Consider the following 18,418-nt stretch of genomic DNA (forward strand, 5'->3'; position numbering starts at 1 on the left):
CTATACAACTCTCAGAATAGTAGCTGACAATTAGTGCCAAAATGACAGCAATAATTTCATGGCACAGGCTTTGATTTAATGAATGCCAAATAAAATTGAAGACATACTATGCAGACAGGTAAAATCAACGTTCAAACTGAGAACATTTTCCCCATTATTAAGAAGTTCCTTTATTCTGACCATGAGATTTTCCTCCGTGAATTGGTTTCCAATGCGGTGGATGCAACCACCAAATTAAAGACACTTTCTTCACTTGATAAGGTAAAGGATGAATTAGGGGAATTGACAATTGAGATCATACTTGATAAAGAAGCCGGCACATTAACCATTAAGGACCGGGGTATTGGTATGACAGCTGATGAGATTGATCAGTTTATCAACCAGATAGCTTTTTCTGGTGCTGAAGCATTTCTGAAGAAATATAAAGGCAAAACTGAAGATGAGCAGAGTGGATTGATTGGTCATTTCGGCCTTGGATTCTATTCATCTTTTATGGTGGCTGATAAGGTAGAAATTAAAACCAAGACGTATAAGAAAGGTGCTGGTTCAAAAGCAGTTCGATGGGAATGTGACGGTTCTCCGGATTATGTGATTGATGAAACTGACAAAACCGACAGGGGCACTGAGATTATTCTGCATATCTCAAAAGATTCAGACGAATTTTTACAGGAACAGAGAATCCAGGAACTTCTGAATAAATATTGCAAGTTCCTCCCGGTCCCGATCAGGTTTGGAAATGAAAAAACTTTTGAAACCTCAGAAACCGAAAAAGATGAAAAAGGTGAACCTAAAAGGATAGAGGTTGAAAAACCAAGAATCATCAACAACACCAATCCTTTGTGGAAACAGAAACCGGTGGACTTAAAGGATGAAGATTATAAATCATTCTATAGGGAATTATACCCTATGACCTTTGATGAACCTTTATTCAACATTCACCTGAATGTGGATTACCCTTTCAATTTAACCGGGATTCTATATTTCCCTAAGCTCAAAAAAAATTATGAAGTTCAGCGTGATAAAATTCAGCTTTACTGCAACCAGGTTTTTGTAACTGATACTGTTGAAGGTATTGTCCCTGACTTCCTAACGCTATTGCATGGAGTAATTGATTCACCTGACATTCCTTTGAATGTGTCACGCTCCTATCTCCAAAGCGATCAGAATGTAAAGAAAATTTCCGGTCACATCATGAAGAAGGTGGCAGATAAACTGGAAGAACTCTTTAAAAGTAACCGTGAAGAGTTTGAAAAGAAATGGGATGATATAAGAGTCTTCATTGAGTATGGAATCATTTCTGAACCCAAATTCTATGAGAGAGCAGAAAAATTCTGTTTACTTAAAAACACTGAGAACAAATACTTTACTCTCGAAGAATATAAAAACCATATAGAATCGAATCAGAAGGACAAAGATGGAAATCTGGTGTACCTTTATACCAGTAATCTTGAAGAACAGTTCAGTTATATTTCTGCAGCCCGTGAAAGAGGATATGATATCCTGGTAATGGATGGCCCTGTTGACAATCATTTCATCAATACCCTTGAACAAAAATTTGAAAAGACGCAGTTTGCACGTGTAGATGCAGATATAGTTGATAAACTGATAAAAAAGGAAGACTCATTACCTTCTTTATTATCTGAAGAACAGCAGGGTAAATTGACACCTGTTTTTGAAAAAGCTGCTGATAAGAGCAAATTTCACATTGTTTTTGAGAGTCTTAGCATTTCTGATCTTCCGGTTATGATCACTCAACCCGAGTTTATGCGCCGTATGAAGGATATGTCGGCCATGGGAGGATATAGTTTCATGGGAAATATGCCTGATACTTACAATCTTGTGATTAACTCCAATCATCCTTTAATAATGCAAATACTCGATAATACGGATGAAGGTCAGCAGGACAAACTAACAAAACAGCTGGTTGATTTAGCTTTACTCTCTCAAAATATGCTTAAAGGTGAAGCTTTGGATGGGTTTATCAGAAGAAGTGTTGAGCTTGTTAATAAGTGAGAAAAAGTGCTTTAAGTGATCTAAAAAGAACCTGAGTTGTCAATTAAATTCGTGTAAATTCGTGGAGCAATCCGTATAATCCGTGTTCCATTTATTGACTGACAGCGTGAAATTGCCTGGAGTGAGCTAATGGAAGCTGAAGATAAGTGAAGGCTTGCTGAGAATTTAAAATTACTTTTCCACTCTGTAAACTCTATGCACTGTATGAACTCTTGGCAATTTATGAACCTCCTCAACTCAAAAATTATCAATCAAATCAAATAAAAACAACGATGAAAAAATCATGGATTATTATAGGCGGTTTAGTTCTCTTAGGAGTAATTCTGCTTCTTACCTTACCAGCTTCATACAACCGACTTGTGAAGGCTGAAGAAAATGTTAACACCCAATGGGCGAATGTTCAGGGAGCTTACCAACGCAGGGCTGACCTGATCCCCAACCTGGTTAGTACCGTTAAAGGTTATGCCGACTTTGAACAGGAGACCCTGATCAAAGTTATTGAGCAGCGTGCCAATGCAACCAAACCTACAATCAATGTAGATCCAACCAAACTGAATGAGAATAGCCTGGCACAATTCCAGAAAGCTCAGGATGAACTTGGTAGTGCTCTATCCCGTTTAATGGTAGTAGTGGAAAAGTATCCTGATCTGAAAGCAAATCAGAATTTTCTGCAGTTGCAAGCCCAGTTGGAAGGAACTGAAAACAGGATTAATGTGGAAAGAAGAACTTTCAATGAATCTGTTCAGCAGTTCAATACAAGTCTGAGGCGTTTTCCAACCAATATTCTTGGCGGAATGTTTGGCTTCTCAAAGAAGCCCTATTTCGAGGCACAGGCAGGATCAGATGTAGCTCCGAAAGTTGAGTTTTAATAAGAATATCCGGGGTGGCAAAAGCCAGGTTATTGATCCTGGATTTTGCCACTCCATTTCAACTCATAGTTTGAAAACTAAACTGCATTCTTTTCTGAGTGCCTATCCGTTAGAATAACCAATGAGTTTATCATTATCTTTATTCCTTCGCATTTCTAAAATTTAATAACTCGAAATGTCAAAAACAGCCCGTAACTTCTTTTCTCCCCTGCAAGTGGAAGAAATCAAACAAGCTATTCTGAATGCCGAATTGGATACTTCAGGTGAAATCAGGGTTCATGTTGAAAATAACTGCGATGGTGAAGTTTTAGATCGCGCAGCTGCTGTTTTTAAGTTATTGAAGATGAATGAAACAGAACTTAAAAATGGGGTATTGATTTATCTTGCGATTAAGAACAGGAAATTTGCAATAATTGGTGATAGTGGGATCAATCTGGTAGTTGAAAAAGACTATTGGGAAAGATTAAAAGCCAGAATGCTTGAATCTTTCCGTGAGGAAAATTTCACAGAAGGTTTATCTAAATCGATCCTGGAAGTGGGAAAAATACTCAAAAAGCATTTCCCATATCAGAAAGATGATGTAAATGAATTACCAGATGATATTTCATTTGGTGATGAAAAATAAAATCAAATCATTAGAGCGGGATTTTAAGACTAATTGTTCTAACCACGCCATATTTACTCAATAATTCTCTGACATATGAGTACCTATCGACTTAATCTTTTCATTGCATTCCTGATAGCTATTCTATGCCAGGTAAATCTTTCGGCACAGGACGCAATCCCTGAAGTCCCTAATCCACCCAGGTTGGTTAACGACTTTGCAGGGATTCTTTCCTCTGACCAGGTGGCCTCCCTGGAGCAAAAACTGGTAGCTTTCAATGATACAACTTCTACGCAAATTGCTGTTGTTATCATGGAATCCCTTTCAGGTTATGATCCTTCAGATTTCGCACAACGACTCGGTGCTAAATGGGGTGTTGGAGGTGCCAAATTCAATAATGGGTTTGTAATCCTGGTTAAACCAAAAACCGCTTCAGAAAAAGGAGAAGCATTCATTGCCTCTGGCTATGGTGTCGAAGGAAATGTACCAGATGCAACTGCGTGGGACATTGTTAACAATGAAATGATCCCCTATTTCCGGCAAAATGATTATTACGGGGGAATCAATGCAGCCGTAGAAACTCTCTTCAAGTTTACTTCCGGTGAGTTTAAAGCATCCTCTTATGGCAAATCCAAAGGTGGTTCAGGAATTATTGTTGCCATCATCCTGTTTATTTTAGCCTTCTTCTTTTTTACTAAAGGCCGTAACAATAGGAATATTAACAGGGGATCAACTTCTTCTATGCTATGGCCATTCCTCTTTGGAGCATCAAGTGGTGGAAACTGGGGGAATTTCTCAGGAGGAAGCGGTGGCTTTGGCGGTGGTGGCGGAGGAGGATTCGGAGGATTCGGTGGTGGAGGATTTGGAGGAGGAGGCGCAGGAGGAAGCTGGTAACCCTGCATTTTTGCGAATTCTCATCATCTTTACCTTGTTATAAGGCTAACAACAGCATAGTTTATTAGACTTTTACTTGTCAAAACCAACTAGTTTTATTGATTTATCAACTAAGATTCCGGTATTAATATACTTTAATCTTTAATTAACGTTCCGCTATTTAGAATAGGCATTAATATCAGGATTCCTGTTTGTAAAGTGTTTCGACAAAGAAAAGTTCAATTTTTTTTATTTAGACTAATTCTAAACTACTAAGTGTCCAGAATTTTCTTAGGACCATATTGTGTAGCTGTACTTTAATATTTAAATTCGCTGTGTTGTGAAGGTATTAACAACTCGGAAAGACTATTATGTACAATCTGCTTTACTACTTTTATATATACCTCCACCGGAATTGATCACCCTTTTGTTAAATAGAAAAAATAAAGCCAGGTTCACAAAGACCTGCGATATACCTAGTTAATCAAATACGACGTATGCTTAAACACGCATCGATCAGAAGAAGAATTGTCAATCTGACAATTGTTTTGCCTTTAGCCCTGCTTATTACGGGTTTAGCGATCTCCAAGCCAATCCATGCGCAAAACACTAAAGCGAAAGAAATCTTTGATAAAAATTGTGCCATCTGTCACAAGCTTTCAGAGGAGAAGCTTGTAGGGCCCGGGCTCAAAGGGGTCACGGAACGGCGTGATAAGGCATGGATGATAAAATTCATCCGTGGCTCCCAGGAAATGGTTAAGGCAGGTGATAAAACAGCCGTTGAAGTATTTAATGCCAACAGCAAGATCCCAATGCCTGACCATAAGTTTCTCACTGAAGATGATGTGAGCCAGGTAATTGATTACATAGCTAATTATAAACCTGAGGCTGCAAAGGCTGTAACTGTTGATATTACAAAGAAAGATGGATTCTCTGATGAAGAAATAAAGAGAGGGGAAAGATTATTCCTTGGGCTGATTGCTTTTGAAAAAGGAACTACAGTCAATTGTGCATCCTGTCATGCTACCATGCTTACTGATACATTAAATTTTAATCCTTCAGTAACAGATCTTGCTCATGCATGGCTTGAGCCCAACGGCACCAACCTTTACCAGGTAATGGCCTCCCCTACCTCGATAAAAATGACCGAGGCACATAAAGGCATTCAATTATCCGACAAGGAGCTATTTGATATATCGGCCTATTTTTCAGAAGTGGCTAAAGAAGGGATGGAAATAGAAAAGACTTTCCCATATCGCTTTCTTTTGTTTCTTGCACTGGGATTCCTTATGGCTCTAGCACTCGCCGATCTGCTATTTTTCAAAAAAGTAAAATACAAAGTCATTCATATCCTGATCCTGTTGGGTGGACTAACAACACACGTCACCCTGGCTATACAGGAAGGTATCAATCTTGGCAGAACCCAGAATTATGCACCGGATCAGCCCATAAAATTCTCTCATAAAGTACATGCCGGCCAAAATAAGACTGATTGTGAATACTGCCATAGTATTGCTTCATACAGCAAATCAGCTGGGATGCCTTCTCCCGACCTTTGCATGAATTGCCATAAGGTAGTAACTCAAGGAGCCCGCTCCGGAAAATTTGAGATTAACAAAATACAAAGGGCTATTGCTTCCGGCAAATCTATTCCCTGGGTTAGGATTCACAAACTTCCTGACCATGCATTTTTCAGTCACGCTCAACATGTGAGTGCCGGTAAGGTCAAATGCCAGGAATGCCATGGAAAAGTAGAAGAAATGGACCTGGTTTACCAGGCTGCAGACCTTTCAATGGGATGGTGTGTAAATTGTCACCGCCGCACAGCTGTCCAGTTCACAGACAATAAATACTATGAAAGCTACCGCAAATTGCATGATGATGTAAAGTCAGGCAAAGCGAAAAAGATAACCGTGGAACAGATTGGCGGGCTGGATTGCTCTAAATGCCACTATTAATCCACTCATTGCCAGGCATGATATAGTAACAATAATAATATCCTGCCTAGATTCATAAAATAACCACAGAATTCAAAACCATACCATTTATACTAATGGAAAAGAAATACTGGAAAAGCCTTGAGGAACGGAATGGGTCACAGGTTGAAAACCCAGGCAGGAATGATGAAGATGCTTCAAAATCACTGCTGGAGATCATCAATGAGGAGATTGCCGAAAAGCCCTCCTCACGCCGGAATTTCCTGAAATTTGCCGGGTTCAGTTTTGCAACCGCAGCTATTGCCACCAGTTGTAAAAATCCTGTAAATACTGCAATTCCCTTACTCAACAAACCGGAAGAAGTAACTCCCGGCATGGCTAACTACTATGCTTCTACCTATTTCGACGGACAGGATTATAACAGCATCCTGGTTAAAGTAAGAGATGGCAGGCCTATAAAAATTGAGGGAAATGAATTATCCTCATTTAATGGAGGGGCAACCAGCGCCAGGGTTCAAGGTTCTGTATTAAGTCTTTATGATGATGGAGGCAGAATTAAAGCACCTTTGATTTCAGGACAAGAAACCACCTGGAATATGATTGACCAGGCAATTTCTTCCAAACTAGCCTCTACTGCTGCTTCGGGAAAACAAATTGTGATACTGTCATCAACTATTGCAAGCCCTTCTACCCTGCAGGTAATTAAGGACTTTACAGTGAAGTATCCAACCACACGCCTGGTGATGTATGATCCGGCTTCCGTATCAGCCATCCTGCAGGCAAACGAGGAATCAATGGGACTGAAAGTGGTTCCCGATTATCATATTGAAAGGGCTGATCTCATTGTTTCTTTCTCAGCAGATTTCCTTGGTACATGGTTATCACCTGTCGAATTCAACCGCCGTTGGGCTGAAACCCGCCGACTGACAGAAGAAAAAACTACCATTTCAAAATTACATGTTTATGAATCAAGCATGAGCCTTACCGGGGCTAATGCAGATATTAGAGTGCCTGTTAAGCCAAGCCAGCAGGCAAATATCATCCTGAATCTTTATAATGAAGTTGCAATGCTTTCAGGCAGGAATACCTATCCTGCTCCCGCTTCTGTCGTCAATGTCAAACAACTGGCTCATGACCTCGTTGAAGCTAAAGGCAGATCATTGGTTATCAGTGGTATCAATGACCCGGCAATCCAAATAATCATCAACGCCATCAACGCATTACTGGATAATTATGGTACTACCATCGACCTGGGAACATCGCTGAATATCAGGAAAGGTGATGACCGGGTAGCAGAAAGCCTGATCCAGGATATGAAAACCGGGAATGTCGGAGCAATTTTACTTTATAATTGCAATCCGGTTTATGATTATCCAGGAAATACTTTCAAAGAAAGTTTGAGAAGTGTTCCTCTTTCCGTCAGTTTTGCCAGTGCCAGCAATGAAACCTCCGTTCTATGCAATTATGTATGTCCTGATCACCATTTCCTCGAATCGTGGAATGATGCAGAACCTAAAAATGGCAAGTTCTCATTGCAACAACCTACTATCAGAAATATTTTCAATACAAGGCAAGCTCAGGATTCATTACTGAAATGGAGTGGTTCAACTTCTGATTATTACACTACGATCAGGAACTACTGGCAATCCAATCTTTATTCCAGGCAAAACACATACAGCCAGTTTAACGATTTCTGGAATCATTCTTTACAGGATGGCGTATTTGAATTGTCTGATACTGAATGGTCAGCACCGGCGTTTGTTGTCTCCAGTCTTGACCTTGCTGCTGAAAAATCAGCTATTGTGCCAGGGAAATCAGAAATTGAACTTGAGTTTTATGAAACCATCGCATTAGGAGCCGGACAACATGCCAATAATCCATGGCTCATGGAGATGCCTGATCCTGTTTCGAAGGTGTGTTGGGACAATTTTGCCTCTGTCTCTCCAAAACTGGCTGAGAAGTTAGGAATCGTTAATGGTGATGTTCTCTACTTTGAGAAGGAAAAACTTGAAATACCTGCATTTATTCAACCGGGCCAGGCAGAAGGAACCATCGGAATTGCTTATGGGTATGGTCGTAGGGACACTGGCAAGGTAGCTGATAATATTGGGATCAATGTGTTTCCCCTCATGATGTTCTCAGGAGGCTCCAGGACATATTCACTGCATGCCGGTGAATTCAGGTCCATTGGAAATAACTATAAACTTGCTACCACCCAGATGCATCATTCCATGGAGGGCCGTCCGATTGTTAGGGAAACAACTCTTGAAGAATGGCAAAAGAAACCTGATGCCGGAAATGAACTTCATACCATTCACCAGGCTCAGAATAAAACACTTTATAAGGACTTTGAATTTGGGGGCCACCACTGGGGTATGGCAATTGACCTGAATGCATGCACTGGCTGTAGTTCCTGTGTTATTGCATGCCAGGCTGAAAATAATGTTGCCGTGGTTGGGAAGGAACAGGTTGCAATGACCCGTATCATGCATTGGATTCGTATCGACAGGTATTATTCTGAAGATCCTGAGAATCCATCAGTTTACTTCCAGCCTATCATGTGCCAGCATTGTGATAATGCCCCATGTGAAAATGTTTGCCCGGTTTCTGCAACCAATCACAGTAACGAGGGATTGAACCAGATGGCTTACAACCGTTGTATCGGGACAAAGTATTGTATCAATAACTGTCCATATAAGGTACGCCGTTTCAACTGGTTTAGATATGCGACCAATGATGCTTTTAACTACAACCAGAATTCTGACCTGGGACGAATGGTACTGAATCCAGATGTCACAGTGAGAGAGCGGGGTGTAGTTGAAAAATGTTCATTCTGTGTTCAAAGAATCCAGGAAAAGAAACTTCTTGCAAAACTGGAAGGCAGGAAATTAACGGATGGTGAGATTATGCCGGCATGTGCCCAGGCTTGTCCTTCGAAGGCTGTTGTATTTGGAGATCTGAATGATCCGGAAAGCCAGGTATCTAAATTATTTACAAACCAAAGAAATTACCACTTACTTGAAGAGATACATACTTTACCCAAAGTAGGATATCTTACAAAAGTGAGAAATCGGGGAAAATCAGGGGAATCTGCAACAGAGCACCATGCCTGATCTGATGAAATCATAGAATTTAAAACTGATAACTTTAAATAATTATGTACAAAGCCGAAGTAAGAGGTCCGCTGATCCTGGGGGATAAGAATTATTCCCAGATTACCAGCGACATCATTGCTCCCATCGACAATAAAACGCCAACCTGGTGGAAGGTTGCTATGGGCATCAGCGTCTTTGCTGCCCTCTGGGGAATGGTTGCCCTGTATTATACTGTCAGATATGGATTGGGAACCTGGGCGGTGAATAATTCAGTTGCCTGGGGATGGGAAATCATCAATTTTGTTTGGTGGATTGGTATCGGGCATGCCGGGACTGCATTCTCAATATTCCTGCTGATCCTGCGTCAGAAATGGCGTACATCAATCAATAGGGCAGCAGAAGCAATGACCGTTTTTGCAGTGATCTGTGCAGCCATTTTCCCTGCTATTCACATGGGTAGGGTTTGGCTTGCTTTTTACATCTTTCCTTATCCCAATACCCGCGGTCCGCTTTGGGTGAATTTTAATTCCCCGCTTTTCTGGGATTTTATCGCTATCAGTGCTTACCTGCTGATTTCAGCATCATTCTGGTATTTTGGGATGGTTCCTGATTTTGCATCTATTCGTGATAAGGCCACCAATAAAGTAAAGAAAGCCGTTTATGGACTCCTGGCTTTCGGCTGGACCGGCAGTTCAAGGGAGTGGTTACGTTATGAAGGACTCAGTTATGTTCTCGGCGGAATTGCCGCTGTTCTGGTAGTATCTGTTCATAGTATCGTATCTACCGACTTTGCCAGTTCTGTTATCCCGGGTTGGCATACAACTCTATTTCCTCCATATTTTGTCGTTGGCGCAATCTTTTCAGGTTTTGCAATGGTTATGACCCTAATGATCGTGATCAGAAAGTTCTATAGCCTGGAACAATATGTTACTGATGACCACCTGAATGCAATAGCCAGAATCCTTGTTTTCATATCACTTATCATGGGAACAGCTTATGCAACTGAGGTTTTTATTGCCTGGTACGGTGGAAATGAATATGAGATGTTCACCTTCTTTAAAAATAGAGTTACCGGAACCTATACATTCATGTTCTGGGCTATGATCACCTGTAATGCCATCATTCCACAATTAATGTGGTCGAAAAAGATCCGTAGCAATATTACAGCCTTATTTATTATATCCCTCATTATCAACCTCGGGATGTGGTATGAAAGATATAATATTGTGGTCACTTCTCTTGCCAAAGATTATCTTCCCTCCTCCTGGACTGTTTATTCTCCGACCTGGGTTGAAATTGGCATATACATCGGCACCCTCGGGATATTTGTAACCGGCGTTCTTTTATTCTTCCGATTCATTCCTATGATTGCAATCAGTGAAGTGAAGAGTGTGCTGAAACCCACCAGCCTCAATAAATACTCTAAAACCCATTAATATCCGCAAGAGTTATGAGTAAACCCTATTTTGTAAGCGTTTTTGATGATGAACAGAAACTGCTTGCCGGCATAAAAGCGGTGAAAGAGAAAAATGTGAAGATTGATGAAATCTACACTCCTTACCCAATGCATGAGGTGATTGAAGAAATGGGCATTAAATCGAAGTTTGCCTTTGTTGCCTTCCTATATGGATTCGCGGCAGTGGTAGGAGTATTGGCCTTCCTTTATTATACCTCAGTCATCAGCTGGCCCATTAATTATGGTGGAAAACCTACCAGTGCATTCCCTTCTTTTATCATCATCACCCTGGTGCTGACCATTGCAACCATTACAATTATGAGCTTGTTAACCTTTTCTGTCCGTGCAAAAATCTACCCGGGTAAAAAGTATACATTGCCTGATCTCAGGGCTACAGATGATAAATTTGTCATGGTATTCGACAGTGAACAAGCCGGTGCAGGATTTGATGTTTTGGATCGTTTACTGAAGGACTGTGGTGCCGAAGAAGTTTATAGGAAAGAAATTTAAATGAACAACCTACCTGTTTAAATTACCGACAATGGGTTATCCAAATAATATGAAACATATAGTTTTAGCGGCTTCATTGGTTCTGCTAATGGCTTTGACCTCGTGTGACCGTACACGTAACCAGAAAGGTTTTGAATACTTTCCTGACATGGCACATTCGCTGGCTTATGAAACATACACAACATCTCCCTCCTTTTCGAATGGATTAGCCAATCAACTTCCGGTTGCAGGAACCATTCCAAGAGGTATCATTCCATACCAATATCCTGCCACACCTGATGGAAGGCTTCTGGCTGGTAAAGAGCTGGTGAATCCTGTGGATTCTGCCAATTGGAATGCTGCCCGGGCAAAGGTATTGTTCAACCGTTTTTGTGTTGGTTGCCATGGTGATGATGGCTCCGGCAAAGGTCATTTATTCACATCCGGGAAATTTGCCATTCAACCGGCATCACTCGTAAATGAAAGAATGATGGCTGCTCCAATCGGAGAAGTTTATCATGTGATCTCTGTTGGCTGGAATACAATGGGTGCCCATGCTCCCCAGATACGTCCTGACGACCGCTGGCTTATAGCCAACTATGTGAAGAAAGAATTGCAAAAGAAACCGAATCAATAAGCTTACTCCCTTATGGATACCAACGTTACGATTTCGAAGAAATTCAATTATGCCGCTTTTGGCATGATTGCCGTCGGCCTGATTGTTGTCATTTATGCTCTATTCACTGACAGTGCCAGGGGCTGGGCCAATGTCCTGCTAAATAATTTCTACTTCCTGTCATTAACCATCGGGGCAACTTTTTTCTTTTGCCTTCAATACATCACCCAATCGGGGTGGTCAGCTATGTTCAGAAGGGTACCTGAAGCTATCATGGGCTATATCCCTATAGCAGGTATTGTGATGATACTTCTTTTCTTTGGAGTACAAAATCTTTACCATTGGGCTCATCCAGGGGCTGCTGAGCATGATGCACTCATTGCACATAAATCACCCTATCTCAATATTCCATTTTTCTTTATAAGGATTGCCATCGTATTTGCTGCATGGTTCATTCTTACACGCTACCTCAGAAAACTATCCCTGGAAGAAGATCAGGTTGGAGGGGTTAAATATCTGGAGAAAATAGAATTCTGGTCCAAAGTGTTAATCTTTGTACTGGCAATTACCTTCTCTATGGGTTCCTTTGACTGGATCATGTCACTGGAGGTTCATTGGTTCAGTACAATTTTTGCTTTTAAAGCTTTCGCTTCAGCATTTTACCATGGTACTGCCTTAATAGCCCTGATTGTTATTCTACTTCATGAACGCGGTTACTTTAAAGAATTGAACCAGAGTCATTTGCTCGATTTTTCAAGATATATGTTTGTTTTAAGTATCATATGGGGATATCTCTATTTTGCCCAGTTTATGCTGATCTGGTTTGCGAACATCCCTGAAGAAACCGTATACTATGTAAAACGCTGGGATAATGGCTGGTTGGTATTCTTCATTATTAATCTTGTGATCAACTGGCTGATCCCGTTTATTACACTTTTACCGCAGAAACTGGATAAGAACATTAAAGTAGTTAAGTATATTGCCATTTTGCTGCTGGCAGGTATGTGGCTGGAACAATATGAGCTGATCATGCCAGAGATAACCAAAACACCTCATTTTGGTCTAATTGAAATCGGCGCCTTGGTTGGCTTTGCAGGATTGTTTATCTTTATCGTTGGAAGGACACTCTCTAAAGCTCCTCTCATTCCCAAAAATCATCCTTATATTGAAGAAAGTCTGTATCACCATGTACATTAAAATTGGAGGAATACAAATGAAAGCATTGGCCTCTTGGCTGACACTGCCGGCTCTGCTGGCAGTTTTGTTTTTTTCACCCAACCCATTGTTAGCCGATTCACAGAATCAAATGGAGGTTGGTATTACGGAAAAGTTAGATCAATTTATTCCCCAGGGAATTATATTGACAGGGGTAGACGGGAAACAGGTGGATCTCAAACAAGTTATTGACAAACCCACTGTTTTAAATTTTGTTTATTATCGATGCCCGGGAATATGCAGCCCGCTAATGAATGGCCTCTCAGATGTTATCAACAACACTGATCTTCAGTTAGGGAAAGATTACCAGGTACTTACAATAAGTTTTGATGCAAGAGAAGGGTATGACCTTGCTGTGAAAAAGAGGACAACCTATATCAAGAGAATGAAATTCCAGGAGGACAGTAAGGGTTGGCTTTTCTTTACAGGGGATAGCAGTAATATCGAGAGGATCACAAAAACAACCGGGTTTGGTTTTAAGCTTGCCGGAACAGAATTTATGCATGAAGGTGCATTAATTATGATTAGCCCACAGGGCAAAATCACACGGTATTTGAAAGGAATCTCCTTCCTGCCTTTTGAATTTAAACTTGCCATTCTTGAAGCTTCAGAAGGGAAATCATCCCCAACTGTGAGTAAAGTAATTCAGTTTTGTTACTCTTTCGATGCCAGCAGTCAGCGCTATGTTCTGGATATCACAAAAATTTCTGCCATTATCATTATCTTTTTTGCTGTTTCGTTGTTATTATACCTTTTGATTCGTTCAAAAAGAAAAAATACCCGGAGCCTTAGTTGAAAAAACCCCTGGCCAGAAAATTGACCCTGATAAAATAATGCCCTTACTTCATTTATTCATCAATAATTAACCAAACAACAAAATGACCGGAAACACCACAATCCATCGAATGCCATCGTACCTCGAATATGAGGGAAAGTATAAGGGGATCCTGGGATGGTTGTTATCAACTGATCACAAGAGGATAGCCTTACTATACCTATATTCCCAAACCTTTTTCTTCCTTGCTGGAGTAGTGATGGGCATATTTATGAGACTTGAACTGATCGCTCCAGGCCAACAGCTGATGCAGGCATCTACCTATAATGCCTTGTTTACTGTGCATGGACTGACAATGATTTTTCTTTTCATTATCCCAGGACTGGCAGCCTCTTTTGGCAACTTCTTCCTTCCCATATTAATTGGTGCAAAGGATGTAGCGTTCCCAAAACTTAACCTGTTCTCCTGGTATCTATTTATTGGTGGCGCACTGATTATTCTGCTGGGGATGTTCACTGGTGATGGCCCTCCGGATACTGGCTGGACCTTTTATGCACCTTATAGCCTCAGAACGAATACCAACGTTGTGCTATCCGTGCTTGGAGCATTTGTATTAGGTTTCAGTTCAGTATTGACAGGATTGAACTTTATTGTTACCATCCACAGGATGAGAGCTCCCGGTATGAGCTTTTTTAAAATGCCACTCTTTATCTGGGCGATGTATGGAACTTCCTGGATTCAGCTTTTAGCTACACCCGTTGTCGGTATCACTCTGGTAATGGTTATTTTCGACAGGGTAATGGGTATAGGATTCTTCGATCCTGCCAAGGGAGGAGATCCGATTCTCTACCAGCATTTATTCTGGATTTATTCACATCCTGCCGTATACATCATGATTCTCCCTGCAATGGGGGCTATAACGGAGATTGTCACCACTTTTTCCAACCGGGTAGTATTCGGGTATAAGGCCATTGCCTTATCGAGTCTAGCCATTGCTTTTGTAGGTTACCTGGTATGGGGTCATCATATGTTTACCTCCGGGATGAGTGAAACCTCGCGGTGGGTATTCTCTTTACTTACCTTTCTTGTAGCTATACCAAGTGCCATCAAGGTTTTCAACTGGTCTGCCACAATGTACAAAGGCTCACTTGATCTCCAACCTCCCTTTTGGTGGGCAATGGCTTTTATGTTCGTATTTATGATCGGTGGTCTTACCGGATTGGTTTTAGGCAGTGTTGCTACTGATGTGCATGTTCATGATACTATGTTCGTTGTCGCGCATTTTCATTATATAGTATTTGGTGGTGCCGGACTGGCTTTTTTTGCAGCACTCCACTACTGGTTCCCTAAGATGTGGGGAAGGATGTATAATAAGCAGATAGCCAATATCGGATTGTTGATTGTTTTCATCGGTTTCAATACACTGTATTTCCCCATGTTCATTCTTGGAATCATGGGAATGCCAAGAAGGTATTATGATTATCTGCCACAATTTGCTACACCCAATTACATTTCAACTATCGGATCATGGATACTGGGGGTAGGCTTGATTATCGTACTTGTCAATCTCTTCCGTGCAAAGAAAGCTTCACCTGAATTCATCGACAATCCATGGAATGGACGCACCCTGGAATGGGAAATTCAATCTCCTCCTTCCCTGGAAAACTTTGAAGAAATCCCGGTTATTGAACGCGGTCCTTATGACCTGAAAAAATAATAAACCTATGGAACAAAATTCAGCCATTCATGCTACTCATGAGCATTATGACCCAATAGGATCAAAGCTTGGAATGTGGCTATTCATATTTACTGAAATCCTCCTGTTCGGAGCCTTGTTTATCGTATATAGCGTATACAGGTACCGCCATCCTGTTGAGTTTCATCTTGCTCACCAGGAACTTAATGTATTTATCGGATTTGTTAACACTGTTATTCTTTTGATCAGCTCTGCTACCGTTGCTATGTCGATTACAGCCATGCAAAAAGGAGATAAAAAGATGACTTTAATCCTGCTTGGCATCACCCTAATCCTGGCTTTTGTCTTCCTGGTCAATAAATACTTTGAATGGGGTGCAAAGATCCATCATGGCATTTATCCAGGTTCAGAATTTCTACTCAGCCTCAGCCAGGGGGATATCCTGTTTTTTGGACTTTATTTCTTCATGACCGGATTACATGCCATACATATCATTGTGGGAATGGTATTGCTTGGATGGGTTTATGTGCGAGTCAAACAAAACAGGGTTAACCAGGAAAGGTATGTTTTTCTTGAAAACGGAGGGTTGTACTGGCACCTCGTCGACCTGATCTGGATTTTCCTTTTCCCGTTATTCTATCTAATTCATTGATGTTATGAGCGAAAACAATACACATATCTCAAGCTACGGCTCACACCTCATGGTGTTGTTGATCCTGATTTTGCTTACTATCCTTACTGTAACTATAACCAGTGTTCAATTGGGGGCATTCAACACCACTGCTGCCATGATTATTGCTTCAACAAAAGCAGCTATTGTGCTTCTTTACTTCATGCATCTAAAATTCGACGATAAGATCTTCAGGTTCATGGTTACTTTGGTTCTGGCCATCTATGCTGTCGTTATTGTAATAACTTTCTTTGACTACTTATACCGTTAAGCCTATGTATTCAGGATACTCAACCTTTGCTTCAAGTGTAGATACCGCATTTGTTTTCATCATTGGTATCTCAGCCATATTCCTAATAGGTATTACGGCAGCGATGATTTATTTCATCATAAAGTATAACAAGAAACGTCACCCTGTTGCAGAAGAAATTGAAGGCAGCACAAAGCTTGAAATCATCTGGACTGTTATCCCAACGATTCTTGTCATTATCATGTTCTTTCTTGGATGGCATGCCTATACACCCATGCGCAAAATCCCCAAAGATGCAATCAATGTTAAGGTTACTGCCCAAATGTGGAGCTGGCGCTTCGAATATGAAAACGGGAAAGTGACTGATACCTTAATTGTGCCGGTCGGGAAAAATATTGCGATGCAATTAAATGCTGTAGATGTTATCCATTCACTCTATATTCCTGACTTCCGTATCAAAGAGGACCTGGTTCCTAACAGGAAAAATGCGATGTGGTTCAATGCCCCAATACTTGGTACTTATGAACTATTCTGTACAGAGTATTGCGGACTGAGACATTCTTACATGATTACAGCTGTGAAGGTAATTCCGGTTGAGGAATATAACAAATGGTATGCTTCTGCACCTGCTAAACTTGATTCAGCTGCAGCCGCCGTGCCTGGTGCCTTAGGGAAACTGATTGTTCAGAGTAAAGCCTGTGTCGCCTGTCACACCGCTGATGGAACTAAGCTGGTTGGCCCTTCCTTTAAAGGAATCTATGGCCATAAAGTGACGGTTGAAACCAATGGTAAAGAAAGGGAAATTACTGTGGATGATGAATACATCAAACGGTCCATTCTAGAGCCTGAAGCTGATGTTGTAAAAGGCTTTGTAAAAGGACAAATGGTTTCCTATAAAGGTCAGCTCACTGATGAGGAAATCAAGCAGATCACAGAATATATAAAGTCACTTGGAGAAAAAGAATAAACCAGATTCATTCCTGAAGATAGTAAGCCAATTAGGCAAATTCAGAATATCAGCCCCGGTTGCTTTTACTACACTTACGGGATATATACTCAGCCACGGTTCCTTTGACCGTGGCATTATTTTACCTATTGTGGGAATTTTTCTGCTTGCCTGTGGTGCCTCAGCACTCAACCAGATCCAGGAAATGAAGATTGACCTGAGAATGCGCAGGACACAAAACAGGCCCCTCCCAGCGGGTAAAATCAGCCTGAACACTGCCTGGTTTGTGACGCTGTTTTTCTTTATCAGCGGAAGCCTTGTATTGCTTCTGGGACCAGGACTCCTGACCTTCCTGGTGGGAATCACTACCTTCATCTGGTACAATGCCATTTATACCCCTTTAAAGAAAATATCAGCTTTCGCAGCTGTCCCGGGATCAGTTGTTGGGGCCTTACCTCCCCTTGCCGGATGGGTTGCAGGAGGCGGTGAATTAAATGACTACAGGGCTTTGATACTTGGATTTTTCTTTTTTATCGGACAAATCCCTCATTTCTGGCTGCTGTTACTCAAATTCGGTGAGCAGTATGAAGATGCAGAATTACCCAGCTTAACACGAATATTTAATACCAACCAGATAAAACGGCTGACTTTCATCTGGATTGCAGCCATGGGAATGGTGGCACTGGCTATTCCTGCTTTCCAGATTACGTTGCAACTATGGACGGCCTACGTGATCACTATTTTATCACTGATCCTTGTGATTTACTTTGTCCCTTTACTCAATAGGAAAAAAGAATTCCGCGTAGGAAGGTCGTTCGTATATATCAATGTTTACTACCTGATTATCATGCTGATCATGATTTTCGACCACATAACGGTTTAATGTTTGACTGAAAAATTTACAATTCATAACA

General features: G+C 41.0%; 16 protein-coding genes. All 16 read left to right on the plus strand.

Annotated features, from left to right (window positions below; genetic code table 11):
* The first annotated feature begins 108 nt into the window (after positions 1-108).
* Positions 109-2,013, plus strand: coding sequence for a molecular chaperone HtpG (gene htpG, locus IPH84_11710; GenBank protein ID MBK7173873.1), 1,905 nt, complete (start codon positions 109-111; stop codon positions 2,011-2,013).
* A gap of 272 nt (positions 2,014-2,285) precedes the next feature.
* Positions 2,286-2,882 carry a LemA family protein gene (locus tag IPH84_11715; GenBank protein ID MBK7173874.1) on the plus strand — a complete coding sequence of 199 codons (597 nt, stop codon included), beginning with the start codon at positions 2,286-2,288 and terminating at the stop codon, positions 2,880-2,882.
* 175 nt (positions 2,883-3,057) lie between these two features.
* Positions 3,058-3,507, plus strand: coding sequence for a TPM domain-containing protein (locus IPH84_11720; protein MBK7173875.1), 450 nt, complete (start codon positions 3,058-3,060; stop codon positions 3,505-3,507).
* A 75-nt stretch (positions 3,508-3,582) separates the two neighbouring features.
* A complete protein-coding gene (locus IPH84_11725; protein MBK7173876.1) occupies positions 3,583-4,380 on the plus strand; it encodes a TPM domain-containing protein in 798 nt (265 codons plus the stop codon).
* Positions 4,381-4,856: 476 nt separating this feature from the next.
* Complete coding sequence (locus IPH84_11730; protein MBK7173877.1) at positions 4,857-6,317, plus strand: c-type cytochrome; 1,461 nt, start codon at positions 4,857-4,859, stop codon at positions 6,315-6,317.
* A 95-nt stretch (positions 6,318-6,412) separates the two neighbouring features.
* Entirely contained in the window at positions 6,413-9,409 is a 2,997-nt protein-coding gene (locus IPH84_11735; GenBank protein MBK7173878.1) for a Fe-S-cluster-containing hydrogenase, read from the plus strand.
* 44 nt (positions 9,410-9,453) lie between these two features.
* Entirely contained in the window at positions 9,454-10,827 is a 1,374-nt protein-coding gene (gene nrfD, locus IPH84_11740; protein ID MBK7173879.1) for a polysulfide reductase NrfD, read from the plus strand.
* Positions 10,828-10,841: 14 nt separating this feature from the next.
* Entirely contained in the window at positions 10,842-11,357 is a 516-nt protein-coding gene (locus IPH84_11745; GenBank protein MBK7173880.1) for a DUF3341 domain-containing protein, read from the plus strand.
* A 49-nt stretch (positions 11,358-11,406) separates the two neighbouring features.
* The gene (locus tag IPH84_11750) at positions 11,407-11,973 is read left to right on the plus strand and encodes a cytochrome c (GenBank protein MBK7173881.1); all 567 of its coding nucleotides are present in this window, start codon (positions 11,407-11,409) and stop codon (positions 11,971-11,973) included.
* A 12-nt stretch (positions 11,974-11,985) separates the two neighbouring features.
* Positions 11,986-13,149, plus strand: coding sequence for a quinol:cytochrome C oxidoreductase (locus tag IPH84_11755; protein ID MBK7173882.1), 1,164 nt, complete (start codon positions 11,986-11,988; stop codon positions 13,147-13,149).
* Positions 13,139-13,963 (plus strand): SCO family protein, encoded by an 825-nt coding sequence (locus IPH84_11760; GenBank protein ID MBK7173883.1) that lies wholly within the window; start codon positions 13,139-13,141, stop codon positions 13,961-13,963. Before IPH84_11755 ends, IPH84_11760 begins: the two co-directional genes overlap by 11 nt.
* Before the next feature lie 82 nt (positions 13,964-14,045).
* Complete coding sequence (gene ctaD, locus IPH84_11765; GenBank protein MBK7173884.1) at positions 14,046-15,659, plus strand: cytochrome c oxidase subunit I; 1,614 nt, start codon at positions 14,046-14,048, stop codon at positions 15,657-15,659.
* Between the two features lie 7 nt (positions 15,660-15,666).
* A complete protein-coding gene (locus IPH84_11770; protein MBK7173885.1) occupies positions 15,667-16,290 on the plus strand; it encodes a cytochrome c oxidase subunit 3 family protein in 624 nt (207 codons plus the stop codon).
* Between the two features lie 4 nt (positions 16,291-16,294).
* Complete coding sequence (locus IPH84_11775; protein ID MBK7173886.1) at positions 16,295-16,579, plus strand: cytochrome C oxidase subunit IV family protein; 285 nt, start codon at positions 16,295-16,297, stop codon at positions 16,577-16,579.
* Positions 16,560-17,525: a cytochrome c oxidase subunit II gene (gene coxB / locus IPH84_11780; GenBank protein MBK7173887.1), complete on the plus strand. Its 966-nt coding sequence runs from the start codon at positions 16,560-16,562 to the stop codon at positions 17,523-17,525. Before IPH84_11775 ends, coxB begins: the two co-directional genes overlap by 20 nt.
* Positions 17,509-18,387, plus strand: coding sequence for a protoheme IX farnesyltransferase (locus IPH84_11785; protein MBK7173888.1), 879 nt, complete (start codon positions 17,509-17,511; stop codon positions 18,385-18,387). Before coxB ends, IPH84_11785 begins: the two co-directional genes overlap by 17 nt.
* Positions 18,388-18,418: the final 31 nt, after the last annotated feature.

The organism is Bacteroidales bacterium (assembly GCA_016707785.1).
Lineage (GTDB): Bacteria > Bacteroidota > Bacteroidia > Bacteroidales > UBA4417 > UBA4417.

Excerpts from the sequence above, each read along its gene's own strand:
- htpG (MBK7173873.1), top strand. The coding sequence starts at position 109 with ATGCAGACAGGTAAAATCAACGTTCAAACTGAGAACATTTTCCCCATT.
- IPH84_11715 (MBK7173874.1), top strand. The coding sequence starts at position 2,286 with ATGAAAAAATCATGGATTATTATAGGCGGTTTAGTTCTCTTAGGAGTA.
- IPH84_11720 (MBK7173875.1), top strand. The coding sequence starts at position 3,058 with ATGTCAAAAACAGCCCGTAACTTCTTTTCTCCCCTGCAAGTGGAAGAA.
- IPH84_11725 (MBK7173876.1), top strand. The coding sequence starts at position 3,583 with ATGAGTACCTATCGACTTAATCTTTTCATTGCATTCCTGATAGCTATT.
- IPH84_11730 (MBK7173877.1), top strand. The coding sequence starts at position 4,857 with ATGCTTAAACACGCATCGATCAGAAGAAGAATTGTCAATCTGACAATT.
- IPH84_11735 (MBK7173878.1), top strand. The coding sequence starts at position 6,413 with ATGGAAAAGAAATACTGGAAAAGCCTTGAGGAACGGAATGGGTCACAG.
- nrfD (MBK7173879.1), top strand. The coding sequence starts at position 9,454 with ATGTACAAAGCCGAAGTAAGAGGTCCGCTGATCCTGGGGGATAAGAAT.
- IPH84_11745 (MBK7173880.1), top strand. The coding sequence starts at position 10,842 with ATGAGTAAACCCTATTTTGTAAGCGTTTTTGATGATGAACAGAAACTG.
- IPH84_11750 (MBK7173881.1), top strand. The coding sequence starts at position 11,407 with ATGAAACATATAGTTTTAGCGGCTTCATTGGTTCTGCTAATGGCTTTG.
- IPH84_11755 (MBK7173882.1), top strand. The coding sequence starts at position 11,986 with ATGGATACCAACGTTACGATTTCGAAGAAATTCAATTATGCCGCTTTT.
- IPH84_11760 (MBK7173883.1), top strand. The coding sequence starts at position 13,139 with ATGTACATTAAAATTGGAGGAATACAAATGAAAGCATTGGCCTCTTGG.
- ctaD (MBK7173884.1), top strand. The coding sequence starts at position 14,046 with ATGACCGGAAACACCACAATCCATCGAATGCCATCGTACCTCGAATAT.
- IPH84_11770 (MBK7173885.1), top strand. The coding sequence starts at position 15,667 with ATGGAACAAAATTCAGCCATTCATGCTACTCATGAGCATTATGACCCA.
- IPH84_11775 (MBK7173886.1), top strand. The coding sequence starts at position 16,295 with ATGAGCGAAAACAATACACATATCTCAAGCTACGGCTCACACCTCATG.